The 16,542-nt window shown below is 43.5% G+C and carries 17 protein-coding genes; 3 read left to right on the forward strand and 14 right to left on the reverse strand.

From position 1 onward, the window contains the following. Positions 1-78: 78 nt before the first annotated feature. Entirely contained in the window at positions 79-252 is a 174-nt protein-coding gene (locus ACU1JV_RS13290; RefSeq protein ID WP_172800021.1) for a hypothetical protein, read from the forward strand. Positions 253-264: 12 nt separating this feature from the next. Here the strand turns inward: ACU1JV_RS13290 and ACU1JV_RS13295 are convergent, their stop codons facing one another. The 11 genes from ACU1JV_RS13295 to ACU1JV_RS13345 all read right to left on the reverse strand — a co-directional run bounded on the left by ACU1JV_RS13295 (position 265) and on the right by ACU1JV_RS13345 (position 11,660). After that, on the reverse strand, positions 265-1,428 hold the full coding sequence (locus ACU1JV_RS13295; RefSeq protein WP_413987150.1) for a nitric oxide synthase oxygenase: 1,164 nt from the start codon (positions 1,426-1,428) through the stop codon (positions 265-267). Between the two features lie 150 nt (positions 1,429-1,578). Next, positions 1,579-2,055, reverse strand: a complete 477-nt coding sequence (locus ACU1JV_RS13300) for a Dps family protein (protein ID WP_040102650.1) — start codon at positions 2,053-2,055, stop codon at positions 1,579-1,581. A 306-nt stretch (positions 2,056-2,361) separates the two neighbouring features. Continuing rightward, the gene (locus ACU1JV_RS13305; protein WP_413987151.1) at positions 2,362-4,089 is read right to left on the reverse strand and encodes an adenine deaminase C-terminal domain-containing protein; all 1,728 of its coding nucleotides are present in this window, start codon (positions 4,087-4,089) and stop codon (positions 2,362-2,364) included. A 28-nt stretch (positions 4,090-4,117) separates the two neighbouring features. After that, complete coding sequence (locus ACU1JV_RS13310; protein WP_137079442.1) at positions 4,118-5,176, reverse strand: ABC transporter ATP-binding protein; 1,059 nt, start codon at positions 5,174-5,176, stop codon at positions 4,118-4,120. Positions 5,177-5,192: 16 nt separating this feature from the next. Next, positions 5,193-5,981 carry an ABC transporter permease gene (locus ACU1JV_RS13315; protein WP_013312456.1) on the reverse strand — a complete coding sequence of 263 codons (789 nt, stop codon included), beginning with the start codon at positions 5,979-5,981 and terminating at the stop codon, positions 5,193-5,195. A gap of 6 nt (positions 5,982-5,987) precedes the next feature. After that, positions 5,988-6,809: an ABC transporter permease gene (locus ACU1JV_RS13320; RefSeq protein WP_013373568.1), complete on the reverse strand. Its 822-nt coding sequence runs from the start codon at positions 6,807-6,809 to the stop codon at positions 5,988-5,990. A 27-nt stretch (positions 6,810-6,836) separates the two neighbouring features. Next, a complete protein-coding gene (locus tag ACU1JV_RS13325) occupies positions 6,837-7,766 on the reverse strand; it encodes a nucleoside hydrolase (RefSeq protein WP_025676789.1) in 930 nt (309 codons plus the stop codon). Continuing rightward, positions 7,766-8,839, reverse strand: coding sequence for an ABC transporter substrate-binding protein (locus ACU1JV_RS13330; protein ID WP_013373570.1), 1,074 nt, complete (start codon positions 8,837-8,839; stop codon positions 7,766-7,768). The genes ACU1JV_RS13325 and ACU1JV_RS13330 overlap by 1 nt, the downstream gene beginning before the upstream one ends. 175 nt (positions 8,840-9,014) lie before the next feature. Further along, positions 9,015-9,359 (reverse strand): hypothetical protein, encoded by a 345-nt coding sequence (locus ACU1JV_RS13335; protein ID WP_013373571.1) that lies wholly within the window; start codon positions 9,357-9,359, stop codon positions 9,015-9,017. Between the two features lie 504 nt (positions 9,360-9,863). Next, positions 9,864-10,160, reverse strand: a complete 297-nt coding sequence (locus ACU1JV_RS13340; RefSeq protein ID WP_013373572.1) for a WXG100 family type VII secretion target — start codon at positions 10,158-10,160, stop codon at positions 9,864-9,866. Positions 10,161-10,199: 39 nt separating this feature from the next. Then, complete coding sequence (locus ACU1JV_RS13345) at positions 10,200-11,660, reverse strand: lipase family protein (protein ID WP_413987152.1); 1,461 nt, start codon at positions 11,658-11,660, stop codon at positions 10,200-10,202. A gap of 82 nt (positions 11,661-11,742) precedes the next feature. Between ACU1JV_RS13345 and ACU1JV_RS13350 the strand changes: the two genes are divergently transcribed. Both ACU1JV_RS13350 and ACU1JV_RS13355 read left to right on the forward strand, forming a co-directional pair. Beyond that, a complete protein-coding gene (locus ACU1JV_RS13350; RefSeq protein WP_016324872.1) occupies positions 11,743-12,099 on the forward strand; it encodes a hypothetical protein in 357 nt (118 codons plus the stop codon). A 225-nt stretch (positions 12,100-12,324) separates the two neighbouring features. Then, on the forward strand, positions 12,325-12,669 hold the full coding sequence (locus tag ACU1JV_RS13355) for a hypothetical protein (protein ID WP_013373576.1): 345 nt from the start codon (positions 12,325-12,327) through the stop codon (positions 12,667-12,669). Between the two features lie 247 nt (positions 12,670-12,916). On the opposite strand, the gene ACU1JV_RS13360 is transcribed toward ACU1JV_RS13355, so the two are convergent. The 3 genes from ACU1JV_RS13360 to ACU1JV_RS13370 are packed head-to-tail and all read right to left on the reverse strand — an operon-like array spanning position 12,917 to position 16,526. After that, complete coding sequence (locus ACU1JV_RS13360; RefSeq protein ID WP_165079821.1) at positions 12,917-13,063, reverse strand: hypothetical protein; 147 nt, start codon at positions 13,061-13,063, stop codon at positions 12,917-12,919. Positions 13,064-13,091: 28 nt separating this feature from the next. Continuing rightward, a complete protein-coding gene (locus ACU1JV_RS13365) occupies positions 13,092-14,486 on the reverse strand; it encodes a hypothetical protein (RefSeq protein ID WP_165079822.1) in 1,395 nt (464 codons plus the stop codon). 21 nt (positions 14,487-14,507) lie between these two features. Next, positions 14,508-16,526, reverse strand: a complete 2,019-nt coding sequence (locus ACU1JV_RS13370; RefSeq protein WP_413987153.1) for a DUF4163 domain-containing protein — start codon at positions 16,524-16,526, stop codon at positions 14,508-14,510. Between the last annotated feature and the right edge of the window lie 16 nt (positions 16,527-16,542).

Below are 16,542 nucleotides of genomic sequence, written 5' to 3' on the forward strand. Positions count from 1 at the left end.
CGATATAACTTATGAAATTATGAATGTACTCATACAATACACAATACGATATTATACCTTTTTACAAAGGAGAATACCATGCCAGAAGACTATTATATCGGCTGGGGAACGCTTGCCCTTATTAATGCCGGCTTGGCACAGTCCAAAAACCGGAGCAGGCTTAACTGGTTTGTGCTCTCACTACTCATAGGGCCGATCGCGACCCTATTGATCGTTGTATGGGATAAACCGGAGTCCAGATCCAACAATTAGTCTCCCGTTAGGTTATCCAGAATGAAAAGGACAGCCTTGCGGCTTCTGCGGCAGCGCTGCATCTGTTGTTGGTTTAGCCTGTCTCGTCATATATGGCTTTTCCTGAACTCCGAAATTCGGCTTCACAAGCCGATTATCGTAAGAACTATGAAAAATATGCGTGGTTGCTGGTGACAACGGTGGAATCAGCCACGTCCAATTACCTGTCAGCGCGCGACCAGCCTTGGTTTCCCGTTCCTCAAACAACTTGAATTGTGCTGCTGCGGTATGATGATCGACAATGCTGACCCCCGCTTTTTTAAAAGAATGCAGCACAGCAATGTTCAACTCTACCAGCGCGCGATCACACCATAGCGTTGTTTCACTCGTCGTATCCAGCCCCATCAGTTTTGCCACCTGTGGCAACATATTATAGCGGAAGGTATCCGCAAAATTACGGGCACCGATTTCTGTCCCCATATACCAGCCGTTAAATGGAGCTGCTGTATAGATGATACCGCCAATCTCCAGCGTCATATCTGAAATCATAGGCACAGCATACCAGCGCAACCCCAGAGAGGCTATATACGAGAGTTCCGGATGCTCAATGGGCACCTCCATCACCAAATGTTCAGGAATATCAAAGAGCTTGGGAGGTTGGCCTCCCGCTTCCACAACTAGCGGCAATATATCAAAAGCAGTCATTGCTCCTTGCCACCCCAAATCCCTACAAGCATTCGTAAAATCCACCGAGATCGGGTCCCCGATGACCCCTTGATCCGTTTCATATCCAGCATAACGAATGAGTTGATGGTTCCAAATACGAATATTCGGCTGGCCCGGCTGGGATGCGCGGAATACAGTAAGCGTAGGCTTAATTTTACCGCCATTCGTTCCTATGCGGATATGCTCCAATAGCTCGTGAACTACTTGCGTCGCATCTGACGCTCCACGTGCATCCCTGACCAAAAGCTTGTCCCAAAACAAGCGACCGATACAACGATTGCTATTCCGCCAAGCCATAAGTGCCCCGTGTTCCAGCTCTTCGTAAGTATGATTGTACGTTCCAATAGTCTCTATGTCGTGACGAATATCAAGAAGCCGGGCTTCCGCATCATCGCGGCTTCGGCCCAGCTCCTCATAACATGTATATATAAACTGCTCCGCTTCATGCAAAAGCTGTTGTTTCACTTCCACAACCTACACCCCATCCCGGTAGCTCACTTCCTTATGAGCCTATGGTCTTCCATGCCTATTTGTCATTATACTCCAGCGGCAGGCTGGAACCAACGGGATGTATAGCTTGTTCACCTGATCTCCATATCCGTGGAAATCACTCCCAGAAATTTATCCCAAATATGCTGTAAGCATCCAAATATGTTTATCCATTTCTTCTCTCAAGCCATTCAGAAGATCCTCTGTTGCTTTGTCCTGTGCCGCTTCTGCTGCTTCCATACCATTAGCCAATTCAACAGTAATCGTTTTAAAATCAGCTACAACGGCCTTCACCATATCTTCGGCTGTCTGCTCGCCTGCGGACTCCTGAATAGCTGACAGTTGCAAATGCTCCTTCAAGGTCGCAGCAGGACGACCGCCAATAGCCAACAAACGTTCAGCAATCGTATCCAGATTAGCTGTTGCTTCATTATAAAGCTCCTCGAATTTAGCATGCAGTGTGAAGAATTTAGGTCCTTTTACATACCAGTGAAAATAATGCAGTTTTGTGTACAGTACAGACCAGGTAGCCACGTGACGGTTTAAAGCCTTGTGCAGTTCTTGAATAGCCTCTTGTGTAGGTGCGTTCGTATGATTTAATGTACTCATGTGTAAAATCCCCTCTCGTTATTATCATTAATATAGTTGGAGTGATACTCGCTAGCAGTAGTGTCTGATTTTCTTCTAAATCCCATGCGTGAAACTAAAAAATATTCAGCGATTAATTTAGACTTAATCTAAATCCTGTTTTAATTATAACACTATCTATGTGTTTTGCAAGGCCTTATTATGGTTAAATCATGAAGATTACGTGAATTGATGGACAGGCAAACGCTTCATACAAATTCGCAACCCACCTCAATAATCTAAACACAGCAAAAAAGAGCCGCCCCGTAAAAGGGTCGACTCTTTTTTTTATTCTTGCATTTCCGAAGGGCTTACAATCAAGGGTACAACTTTGCCTGCGTTTACATCAATCAAGCCGTGATCGGTAATTTTCAAAGCTGGGCTGACTGGCAAAGAATGAGTACTTAAAGACATGATTGGATTGTAATGGCGATAGCCTAGCGACAGTAAGGCTGAACGCAGTTCCTTTACGTGGGCAGCAACCATTTCTAGCGGTCCTTCTGTTAAAATTCCGCCCACTGTTAACGGTAAATGGGACAGCACCTTGCCATTTTCAACTACGCAAAAGCCCCCTTGGCTGGATAGAACCGTATTCGCAGCCAAAATCATATCTTGCTTGTTATGCCCCACGACCAACAAGTTATGGTTATCGTGCGAATAGGTGGTTGCCACGGCCCCGCGTTTAATCGTATCTCCCCCGATCAAACCGTAAGCACGGTTGCCGTTCTTGCCATACCGCTCAAACGTAGCAATGAGTCCATGTTCACCATGTTCCCATACCAGTTCACCCTGCTCTACTTGGGCAGGTGCAATTCGTTCGCTTGTAAAAGTTGATCCATCCTTGACCATCATAATACGGCATTGATGTGTGCCATCAGCTACATCCAACTTCACAGTAAAATCCTGCTCTGTGAGTGGATTGAGCTTTACACTTTGATAAAAGTGGGCAGGGAACTGGCACTTTACCTGTGCCTGATGATATTCCTCAAATTTATCAAATACCTTATGACCGTCCTTATAGACTTGCTCCACATCAAACTGCTCCAGATCCGATAGCAGCACAAAGTCAGCTATTTTCCCTGGCGCAATTGTCCCGCGATCATGCATGCGCATCCGGGCAGCAGGAGTAAACGTAGCTGCATAAATCGCATCCTCAGGCTTCATGCCCATTCCGATCGCTTTACTTACAATATGGTTCAGATGTCCCCGCTCTACGAAAGAATCCGGCATTACATCATCCGTTACGAAGCAAAAATGTTGTGCCACGTCCTCCTGAATGAGATAGTCCATCACCTCAGGGGTCATGGATTTTTCCTGGATCTCAATAAACATCCCGGCGGCCATTCTTGCCTTCATACCTTCAATGCTTTGGTGGGTATGGTCTGAGCCTATTCCTGCATAGATCAACTGATGCAGATCCAGATCAAGCAACTGCGGCGTATGGCCTTCAATGATCAGCTCTGGGTAGTGCTCACGAACATGGCGTAAGATGCGGTTCGTCTTGCTCTCCGGATCACGAATGACATCTACATAATTCATAATTTCACCCAGGCAGATCATCTCACCCGTTTGCAATAAAGTATCAATCTCGGGGATGTCAATCTCGCCCCCTGAGGTCTCCAAAGGCGTCGCTGGGACAGAGCTAGGAATCCCGTAAAACATATCAGCCACGCAATCTTTGCTGGCCTCCATCATTTCCTGAATACCTTCCAATCCGAAAACATTCGCCATTTCGTGCGGTTCCGGTACAATCGTCGTGACCCCATTGCGAATGAGTCCATAGGAAAAGGTTGCTGGTGTCACCATTGTACTTTCGATATGCAAATGGATATCGATCAGGCCGGGAATCATATATTTCCCGTGCCCCTCCACAATTTCAGCAGCCTCGAAAGATTCCAGACCACGCTGACCGATATACATAAACTTGCCGTCAAGTATAGCAACATTGCCTACCTCGAACGTCTTGTAGTAACTGTTATACACCTTAACTTGTAAAATCATTTTGTCTGCACGCATGATGTATCTCCTTCATCGAACCCGCTGATTATTGGACCAGCACCATTTTGTCTGCCGGAAAATGCAGGGTAACCCGTTGACCACTCAAGTAAGGCGTATCCATTTCCTGATTGGCCGTAAAGTTTCCCTTCGCTGTCTCTACCACATACTGATAGCTGCGCCCTAGGTAAGTACTTACCTTAATGACACCAGAAAGCTCATTTTCTCCTGTCTCGTTGCCTTCTGTTCGAATGACCAAATCATCCGGGCGAATAGCGCCTTGGCGAGCCCCTGGCTGGACTGTGCCCTGATTACGCACTACGCTAAACGAAAGGTCGCCTGTATTCAGTCGAATACGTTCTCCTTCTTCAGTGCGCTCGTCAAAGCTTAGAAAATTATTAAACCCAATAAAGCGGGCAACAAATTCGGTCGTCGGATATTTAAAAATGGTCGATGGAGCGTCTAATTGCTCGATGTTCCCCTTATTCATAATCGCAACCTGATCAGAAATCGAAAAACATTCCTCCTGATCGTGCGATACATACACGGTGGTGATGCCTAGCTCCTGTTGAATACGGCGGATTTCTACGCGCATATTTACACGCAGGTTAGCATCCAAGTTACTCAGAGGTTCATCAAACAGCAGCAGATCAGGTTCAATTACAAGCGCTCGCGCAATCGCGACACGTTGACGCTGCCCGCCTGATAATTCGCCAGGGAAACGTTTTTCGAATCCCCCCAAGCTAACCGTATCCAGCATAGTCATAACGCGTCGTTTCACATCATCTTCTTTTACTTTACGTAACCGCAAACCAAAGGCAACATTATCAAAAACCGACAAGTGCGGGAAAAGCGCATAACTTTGGAATACAAAACCGAAGTTCCGTTTATTCACTGGAACCCGGGTATAATCCTTATCACCAAACAAAAATGTTCCTTGTTTAGCTTCGAGAAATCCTGCAATAAGACGAAGTGTAGTCGTTTTGCCACAACCACTCGGTCCGAGCAACGAAAGCAATTGCCCTCGTTCGAGCTGCAAATCGAAATCCTGCAAGATCAGTTGGTTGTCATAAGCGACCGAAACGCGATCCAGAGTAAGCAGTGCCATAAGGTTGAAGCCTCCATTACCTTTTAGTGAAGTAAGACAATCCCATCAGTCGTTCAATCAAGAACATCAGGATACCCGTTAAAATCATCAGCATAACCGAAATCGCTGCAATCGTCGGATCAAAATAATTTTCGACGTAAGTCAGCATTTGAATAGGCAGGGTGCTGAAGCCCGGTCCTGTCATGAAGACGGAAATGTCGACATTGTTGAATGATTCCAGAAAGGCAATCAGGATAGCCGCAATAATGCCTGAGCGGATGTTGGGTAGAACCACCTTGAAAAAGGTTTCCAGCCGTCCAGCTCCCAAACTAAGCGCTGCTTCCTCAATCGCAAAATCAAAGTTAGACAAGCTGGATGCAATGACTCTAATAATGAACGGCAGCATAATCACCGTATGTCCGATCAAAAGTCCAGCGTATACCGGTAAATGGTACACAATGATCAAATAACGCAACAGTGTAAATCCAAGCACAATACCCGGTATAAGCAACGGGGAAAGGAACAAGGCATTCAGTGCATCCTTCCCGCGAAACGAAAACCGACTAAGCGCATAAGCGGCTGGCATACCGATTAACAACGCCAGGATATTGCCCAGCAGAGAGACGACAATCGACGTTTTGAACGTGGACATAAACAAATCCACTTCAAAAATATTTTCATACCAGCGCAAGGAAAAGCCCTGCGGAGGAAATTTTAATACCGTGCCCGGCTCGAAAGAAGTGACCGATATGATCAACAGCGGACCGAGCAGAAAGATGAAGACCAGCAGGCTAAAGAAGCCTAGTCCGTAATGTTTCTCCCGCATATCCACCTACCCCTTCGGATTGAGTTTATGGGCCGCCTTATTTAAGAGACCGACCACGATAAATGTAATAGCAATCATAATTGTTGCGATAACAGAGGCTAAAAACCAGTCGTTAAGCGTCATCGCATTTTGGTACAAAAATGTAGCGATAACCCGCTGTTTCCCTCCCAGCAGTGCTGGGGTCGTATAAGCTGTCAGGCTGCCTACGAAAACAAGAATGCTTCCAATGATCAGACCCGGAACAGACAGCGGGAATACAATTTTACGAAATGCGCTGAATCTGGAGGCTCCAAGACTCTGAGCAGCATGGACAAGATCACCGTCAATATTTTCAAGCACACCAATCAATGAAATAATCATCAGCGGTAAAAACAAATGGACCAGACCAATAATCATCGCTGCCGGAGTATACAAAATATTTAGCGGCTCATCCACGAGTCCTAAACTCATTAGCACGTTGTTTAATAACCCCTTGCGACCCAAAATGACCATCCAGCTGAATGACCGCACCACCGGACTCGTCAACAAGGGAAAGATAGCCAGCGCCAGCAAAATCCCTTTACGACGCGGGGCCTTTTGTGAAATATAATAAGCCGTCGGAAAACCGAGCAATACGCATACGAGGGTCGTTACGACACTGACCTCCAGCGTAGTCAGCAATATTTTCAGAAAATAAGGGTCCTTGAAGAAATGGAGATAGCCTTCTAGGGTGAATGAGCTGTTCTGTACGAAGGTCGAACCGATCGTCAACACAATCGGAATGACCATGAACACCGCCAGAAAGAGCAAACCTGGCAGCAGCAGCCAATACAAGTATGTTTTCTTCATGGGTAGCTCCTTGCGGTTATCAAAATGTTATTCCTTGTTCAGCACCTGGATAAACAGTTCCAGAAAAGCTTCACTGTCCACCTGCTCGCACACGTTCATATTGGGACTATGATTGAGACGGTTCTGCACATCTCCTACCGTTTGTCCGTCACATATGCGACTGGAGGTTTCCACGTCCACATATAACAGCGAGGTATCTACTAACCTCGAATTCAATGCCACACCTACGGCAAGCGGGTCATGAAGCGCACACGCTTTTACGCCGTTGCGTTCTTCATAACGCTTGGTATACACGGCCGTGCTTTCAGCTACATAATTACGAATCTCTGGGCGGGTCAGACGAGCAACATGATCCGCAGTCAGCAGTGCCTTGCGTGTTACATCCAGACCAACCTGTATCAATCGACTAAATCCAGCGTGAAATACGATCCGTGCGGCTTCAGGATCAGCGTACATGTTATACTCCGCTACAGGTGTAATATTGCCGCACCCGTGAATAACACCGCCCATAAAAATGACCTCATGAACGTGATCCGTCAGATCGGGACACTTCAGCAACGCCAACGCCAGATTGGTGAGCGGTCCGGTGCAAACCAGCGTTACTTCCCCCGAGTGAGCCATCACGGTCTCAATGATGATATCCGGTGCAAAACCTTCAGATGCAGAGATGGCTGGGACTATTCCACTCAATGCACCTCCGATGCCGTCTTCTCCATGAACACGGTGCTCGTGCAGGCCTTTTCGTATTAATGGAGCCTCTGCCCCCCGGAAGACCGGAATATCCGGTCTTTCCAGCAGGTTGAGGATTTTGCATGTATTCAGTGTTGCTTGTTTAAGTGAAACATTCCCGCATACCGTAGTAATCGCTTGGATATCCAGCTGACCACTTTTGGCCGCAAGTAAAATACCCAACGCATCATCAATGCCTGTATCTACATCTAATATGATCTTTTTCATTATTGTGTAACTTCCCGGTTCCAGCGATCTGTCCATGCCTTGATATGGTCGTTAACGAATTTCATATCCAGCTTGGTCAGCTTATTCACTACATCTGCACCATACGTAATCCCTTGAGTATCTGCACCGGATAGTACTACCTGTGTGTTCACCGGAGAATCAACCTTTGCCTTGGCGGATTTTTCTTGAACTTCCTTGCTCAGCTGCCAGTTGATAAATTCCTCAGCCAGCTCCTTCTGGTCGGAGCCTTTCACTACATTAATCGTGTTCATGACTGCATAAGCACCCTCACTAGGAGCTACAAATTTCGCACCTGGCACAGCTGCCTGCAAATCTTTGAAGTACATTTCCATAATCGGACCGCCCGCAATTTCCTGCTGGCTAAACATGTTTACGAACTCGGACGTTTTACTATAAAACTTAACAATATTCGGACTCAGTTCCTTCAGCTTCCCAAAGGCTTGGTCTTCATTAAATTCCTTGCTACCCGCTACCTTGGAAGCCGCGTCTACCATCATCGGGCCAGCCGTTGCCGTAATATTCGGCAGAGTCACGTTTCCTTTGAATTCAGTGCCCCACAGGTCGGCCCAGGAGGTTACATCTTTTTTCACCAGCTCTGGATTATAGGCAATACCAAGGCGTCCGACTGTATAAGCAGGGCCATATTCCTCACCCAGTGGTGCTTTGGCAATATCATAAATTTGGTTCAAGTTCGGCACTTTACTGCGATCCAACTTCTCGAATAGCCCCTGTTGAATTCCCTGTTGGGCATAATAATCAGACAGATAAATCAGATCGACATCAGTGCTGCCTTGACTGATTTTGTTCAATCGTTCCGCATTATTTCCGATTTCTACAACAATATCAACGTTATGTTCCTTTTCAAAAGGCTCGTACACTTCTTTATTAAAAAAGTCCTCGGAGAAGCCCCATGTGGAAATAACTAGTTTCTTTTTCCCATCAGCTGAGCCATCTTTTCCATCTGTCTGACCACTAGTAGCATTGCTGCCGCAACCTGCCAGTACCACAGATGCCAAGGTCACAGCCATAAATCCTTTAAACCACTTTTTCATATGAAACTCCCCCTGTTTTTTTATTCTGCACACCTTATGACACAAAAAAGAAAAGTACTCTTGTAAAACAAGAATACTTTTCTTCGTAAACAAAGAATAAGTTGATCCCGCTGCGCGTTATAACAGGTTCTCCCCTCAGATAGATCCGAAGCGAAAAGCCGAATATCCAATTTTATTAGGACTCTTTCAGTATGATGTTCGTAATGGCCCACTGCGTTGCTGAATCATAGTCGCGCAGTAAAGCTTCTATATCGAGCTCCATATCCTCAATCAGCTTCTCGCGAAGTCTCTTCTTATACAGCATGGACATTCGGAAATCCACCTCCAGCTTCAAGCCGGGGGCTTCCACTTCCAATGCCGCCGAGCGTGGAGAACGCCGGTGCTTCGCTACAAAGGTAACAATGTTGTTCTCAACGGTGGCCCGCAACAGCGTGGTCCCGAAGCCGAACAGTTCCTTTGAAACTTCATTGTAAATCTGGCACATCCGCTTTTTGCTTTCGTTACTGTCGAGCAGCGTCATGAACCCACCCTCATCAGCATATTACGTACAATCAATCTCTTAACACGATAGATTATACATAAATATACGCTAAATAGCAAACGAAAATCCCTGATTCAATAACGTATATCGCGAAAAAGCGAACAATATGTCGAAGTTTGTAGCTTTGCGACATTTTTATACTTACTGATCTCAAAAATCTCGGTTTAGATCCATCCTACCAAAGGGCCGATAACAACGAAAGGAAACAATTTACTATTTCCATTGATCAGATGAAACTTACATTAACTGTAGCTCATACAACAATGCTCCAAAGTAACAGCAACCTTAAGATGCAGACTTCAAGATTACTATCGCCGCATTCCGTGAGATATTTTTTTCCTTCTACTATATATGTAGTATATATGTAGTTTTTATGTACACACAATTAAACCGTACCTCGCAGAAGTCTCCTAGCGATAGTACGGTTCTTGTAAGTTATGTAGCTGGTCACAACAGCATAAAGTTAGCTATGATATACGCCTGTCACCATTGCGCTGCTCGTTTACGCTTTTCTTCCCGCCGATCAGCTTCTTCCATTTTGCGAATATAACGTTTCAACTGCTCTTTATGCTCATCCAACTCGTGGATCCGTAATGTGGTTCCTTGGAGAAACGCCTCCATTTTGCGTGTTAATTCAGCAGCCGATTCGCCTCGCCAGTCTTGCAGACGACTATATATATTTTTCATCTGCTGTTCCTGATGCTGAAGTCTTTGCCTTAGCTGCTCGCACTGCTGTACAGCTCTCCGCAGATCCCCCAGGCTCAAAGATATTCTACTCATCTCTTTCGCCTCCCGTTGTGTTCTTCCAGCTGCTCATTCTTATTGATCCACCATCGTAAATTCCTGGCCCTTACGATCGATATACTCTGCTATCTCTGTGATCGACTCCTGATACCAGCGATTAATTCGATCCAGTGTCGCCGTAGCACTATGCGCAAGCGGGGTCAAAGACTGGCTTTCACTTGTCCCGATATGAGCCTGAAATAACTGAATGGACGCACGGGTATCACTGGAAAATCCATGTAAGCTAGAACGCATCTGATTTGCCGCATGCTTTAGCTCTTCGGGTGTTAATTGAATTGTGCCCCCATTTTTGTTGCCTACAAAATAAGCTCCACCATTAGCGCGGTCATTTTGGCCTGCTCCCATCAAATTCACACCCAGTGCATTAGCAGCAAACTGCCCGAAGGCGCCTAATTGTCCCCCGTAGCGTTCGACCAAATCACCCATGACTTGCTTAAGCTCTGCCTGTGCGGCCAGCATTTGCTCGTACGCCTGCACCCGCGGATTACCTTCTACCAATTGTCCGTCCATAGTGTACAGCGGATTGCTGATATTGCCGTTCTCATCAAATGTGAAATGCTCCATGCCATGAGTTTTCTCTCCACCTAATACAGAATTATAGAATTTGGTGAATGCATCTTGCTGCATCATAGGTAATGTAATCGGAACATAAACAATGGGAGTCCACTTGGGGCCAAGAAAAAGTCTTTCCAATTCGGTTTTTCTTTCCAAGGGAATTGAAACAGGAATAGTAAACTTGGCTACATTGGCAGTCTTATAATCACTCCCAATATGGTACGTTTCCCCCACATGTTGGTTAGCCTTAGTGGCTCCCCCACCAACGCTATCTCCGGGATGGGCAAAAGCCACATTAGTCTTCTTGAATTCTCCTGCTTTTACTCTCTTTTGAAGATCTTCAGGTAATAAATGTACAATGCTCGGAGCAGCAAAACTTACGGATGATAAACCATTCTTCACTGCAACATATTCTGCTTCTGCACCGCCTAAAGAATGACCTGTTGTAGATATTTCGGCAGCGGGGTACTTCTTCTTCACTTCGTCGTACAGTGTTTGAGCTTTCGTAAATTGATTATCCTGATACTGTGCTTCATACTGATGAAATGAACTTTGTACCTGTAATGGGAGCTTTTCTATCTCTTCTTGATTATTTACATAATAATCGTGAAGTTGATTTAGATTTTTTGCTCGTCCACCCATGACATCGTTGATGTCTGTTCCTATGTCCATCATTCTACTCCATAGTGGTCTTCCTCCTGGCTCTGTACCCCTATACCCTATGATCACCTGATTGCTATCCTCATTATGAAAAACGGTAGCATCGAATCCAGAACCATTTGTGTCATGTATTAGTTTCTCGTCTAAATCAACAACCCTCCAACCAGGAATATCTTCATTCTTATAAGTCTTTGGATCAATATCCAATTGGTAAGCCTCATCTGCTATCTTCCAGTACGTTTTTTCGCTAATATACTGCAATTAATTCCCCACCTTGTCTAATCACCTAATATATTATAAAGTTAGAAAAAGTTGATACTTTAAAAAAAGGAGCATCTAAAAATTGAAAAAGAAAAAATTTTGGGTTACTGCTCTTATCTTATTCTTCATCCTAGTAGGAGCTCTCTATTACATGCAGTACGCATCAAATGTAAAAAAAGAAGAAGCTGTTAGAACAGGTATACCTATTGGAAAAGAATACATCAAAAAATACTATAGGGCTGATTTCATATTTAAGAGTTATGACTATATAGGTAGCTATGTTAATAATACAGTTCATCTAATCGGCTATATAAAAGGACATGAAGGTCAATCGATATCTATTGCTTACGATTTTGAAAAAAAAGAAGTGCTTAGTGTAACCGGACCGGATTGGTTCATTGACAGTCGATACCCTAAAAAGAATGTTCCACCATTTTAAAAATCAAGATTTGTATGCAAAAAAAAGCATATATGATTCATTCCAGTTCAAGAATATATTTTTCCAATCTAAGGAAGTGAAATCATTATAATACTTCCCATTTAGTTGTGATATAGTTATAAGTAAAAATAAGTATAAAGTCGTTGGTTACTGCATTTCTGGTCGTGGTTCATACCTAATAACGATTGGGACTTTGTAACTGTATGTTAGGAGAAGATTACATAAATGAACATACCTTTTAAGTTATGTCTAATACTTTTTATGGGGCCACTTATTCTAGCAGGATGCGGGTCCTCAGTATCTCAAGAAAAAGAATTAATAACCGTTGCCACTCCCATCGGCGTGGAGTTTATTAAAGAACACTATAATGCCGATTTTATACTAAAGGATTATACTGTGGATGATCCTGCTGTCCACTCAAGAATATATCTGTATGGGTACATTAAAGGTCACGAAGACAGCAAAATTACCATTTATTACAGTTATAAAACCAAAGAAGTAATCGACGTCTCTGGACCAGATTGGTTTATCGACAGCGAAGTTCCCAAATACAAGACCCCTTCTTCCTGAGAAGGGCTATTATAAATTTCACCGTCTAATTTTTCCCAAATTAAGAAGTAGTATAATTATAGTGCATCCTATTTACGAGCAATATAGCCGAGAGGAAAAATAAGTATAAAGTCATTGGATTCAGTATTTCTGGTCATAGTACATAGCTTAGGCGGAATAGGTCTTTGTAACTGTATGTTAGGAGAAAATTGCATAGATGAACAAATAAGGCTCCTTAGGAGCCTTATTCCCTCGTTGCCTGACACATTTACCGTTTTTCACTTTGGGTGCGAGGCTGATTTATATGAATAAAAGGATATTCGCCTTTGCTTATTTTACGTTTCCATTCTTGGACCATATCTTCCTGGGTCGACGGTTTCTCATTCACGATTGCTCCTATAGTTACTTTAGCCATGCTTTCTCCCCTCTCTTGGTGGTTTTATTTACTGCGTCTTTATCTTTTCTCCAGTCATTTTGATGTTTCCGTCCATTTCGACCAAACTCGTTTTACATTTTAAACCGATGGCATCTTTGGCTGTGACTTGTATGGTATTACCCGCATTGAGTACTAGGTTTCCATCAGCCTTAACACGGATGTCCTTTTTACTCCGCAATTCGATGCCATGGTCATCCAGCAGTCGAATCACCACTTCATCGTCGTTCCCCGTGATTAAAATTTCATTTTTCTCAAAAATAATGGCTTTGCGGTACTTGGTCATAAAGATCTTCGTGGACGGGTCCTTAATAAAGTCGCCCCCTTTGGATCTCTTGCGGATTGAATGAGTTACAATGGCGTCCTTTTCCTTAGCGGTCGGGAAGTAAATGTCTACAAAGTCAAACAGCTCCGGCATGCAGTACCATCCTGTATTCCCTTCCGATGTATAAAATGTAGCCGTTGGGAAAGCGTAGGTTTCCTTGACATTCGGCTTGACCTTATCCATTTCATAAAAGAAAACCTTCACGTGGTCCTGCTCGATTCCAATAACCTTCGATTTTAACGAGATACCACGAATGCTTTCATTTACAATCAAATCCTGCTTCATTCCATCTGCTGTAGTCAGCACATATTCATGCCACAAAGCACTATGTCGTATAAACGCAACAGACTGCAGGACGTACAAAGCTTTCCCTTTAAATTTAACCTCAGCCCCAATTTGTAGCAGGACATCTTTGGCCCCTGTCGTCTGCACTTTATAATACAAAAGGTTGTCGTCCTTGCCGGCCCCTGGTTTGGTTTTTCTGGTCATAGAGTAGTTATACTGCCTGAGGTCACCCTGATTGACACCATCCGGTAATCCAAAATAAAACTGAGGTTTTTCACCAACCGGATCAGGTATTAGTCCCCAACCGAGCCGAGACGCTATACGTTTCAGAAACAACCAGTCCGTCTCATCAAATTGCATCGTAAATTCCTGTAAAAGTTGATCCTTCAACCGACTCGTACAATTGGCTTTGGGATAGGATTTGAGCACGTGTTCAAGCAATGCTTGCAGCTTCATCTTTACATTTTGAAAAGATTGTCTATGAGGTATTTCATCCATCTGGCTTGTATAAGAAAGAGCTTCGACAACCAAATGAGCTACATTGGATACCATCTTGATTCTGAACTGCGTGACTGGCCCTCGAAATAGCACACTCTGTTTATGACCGTCATTCATATAAGAAACAACTAACTTCGCCCCTGCTTCCATATGATCTGTATATTCTTCCATTTGAGCACCCGTTAACACACCTGTCAAGAAGACCTTCACATGCTCATTCATTTTCTGTACAACTTTAATTTTTGGATTGTTAAGAGATAAAACTGTTCCATTATACTTGATGATTGGATATCCCATGTTACCGCTCCTCTATGTCGGTTAGTTTACGTTTATCCGTTGTTTGCTTACGTATTGAATGACATCTTTAATGGTTCGATTATGTCCCTGATCGTTAAGAGTCTCATCTAATGCAGGGATTGTGGTAAAAGTTTTATTTTTTTTCTGAAAATATATGTCCGCTATAGGGAATGGTTTTGCACCATCTGGTCCAGTGCCCGTTTCATAATAAGCAATAATGATAATGTCTTTTAAACCATCCTTATTTACATCCCTAAAGGCTACCGCTTCTATACCCTCATCAGCATACCACCATTCATTTCCATACATATCTGGAAATGAATATATAATACGTTCTCGGTCATCTAATAGGAAAAAGTAGTTTTTAGGAATTTCATTTTCCCTTGTTTTAGTCGATACAAACCGTACTTTTCCAAAACCTTCGAGAGTAGTTTGAAAAGACTGCGACTCTTCAATTTCATATTGGTCGGTATTCAACTTTTCACCGCCAACTGTGGAAACAGACTGATCTTCAACAGAACTTAGTTCACTCCATAGTTCCTCATTCTGCCTGATATTCTCTGGAATTTGTGCCAAACGAATTTCATACTCCGCATGGTCCCCTACCATATGTGCCATAGGCACACTCATCCCCAATGAATCATTTGTGAAATAACTAAACGATCCCATTTCTACTTCCGCAATCGAACCTTTGGTTACATCCGCGTTTGCTAACAATTGAATCAAATCATCTTTTGTGAAATCACCGATTAATCCTTGTTGCTCCGGCTGAACAGCTGTAATCTTCCCGCTTTTTATAAGCTCAATAAAAGGGTTCTCGACCTTTACCAGATCCCTCAATCTTATTCTTGAAGCCTGCTTCATATCCAGGTTCGTCGTATAAAACATATGAGTAGGATAGGCTGCGTCCTTCACATAACGAATACCCATATATTGAACGCTCAAGAATCGTTCACTTTGTCGTTTGATCTCATAATCAATTTCGACATGGACTCCAGAATTAGAATCCGCATAGTCGTGTAATCCTTCTAAAGCATCAGTCTTAAGAATTTGGTTTAAAGATTTTTGCTTTGCAATATCCTTGAGTTTTGTAATTTGAGGGTATTTAATCACGATCCCATTTTTTGAATATTTCTCTTGAATGAGCCCATAGCTTTGCGGTTCATTATGAGCATCCGAGGCGATGCTATATTCGGAATCAATACGGACTTCTCCACTTTTGGAGAACTCAATGATAAGGTTCTGTTCAGAATCATCACTGTTTATTAAGAAACCATCGCCGTGGTCTAAAACTCCGATACTCATGCTATCATGTTGTCGATTCTCTAAAATAAACTCATCTATATCCTCGTTCAATTCCCACGCATCCGGAAGCTTTATCTTATCTGTTACTATTTCTTTCTGTGTCCATTTTTCCCTGGAGAATTCCCACAACGCAACAAATACGGGATCTGGATGATATATTGAAACATATCCCCCTAACAACAGCTGTATTCCCTTGTCTGAATCCCGAACCACGAAGTCTGTAGTCAATTCTGGCCCGCCATCCTCAATCATCTGAGCATGTACAAGTTGCTTCGTACTCCACCACTGAATAAATGTGTATTTATCTCCGATCGTACCTGTCACCGTTTTAGGTGCTCTATAATTCATAACCCTAACGTTTAGCTGCCCACTTTTTAACTGAAACGATTTTGTTAAGATAGTGAGATTGTTATCGAACTTTTCTACTAATTCTTCATCCTTCATCTCTACACTTTCTAGCTCGTTTAACAACAAATTAAGTTCCTGTGTGAACTCCTCAAGCTTGTTTTGTCTGATATCAGAATCCTTATTTTCATCGTTGACTATATGGAGTTTTTTCACAAGCGTGTCCAGCTTTTTCGAATAGGAAGTCGTTTTATCGTCATTTTGGAGAGAAAGTGTATGATTTGTTTCTGTTGCTGGAGAATCCTGTCCCTTCATGCATCCATTCAGCACTACACAGGAAATGAGTAATAACAGCACGTAACAAATTCGCGCATACTTCAAGTAACTCATGCTGGAGATCACGCTT

This window comes from Paenibacillus sp. T2-29, from assembly GCF_052921365.1.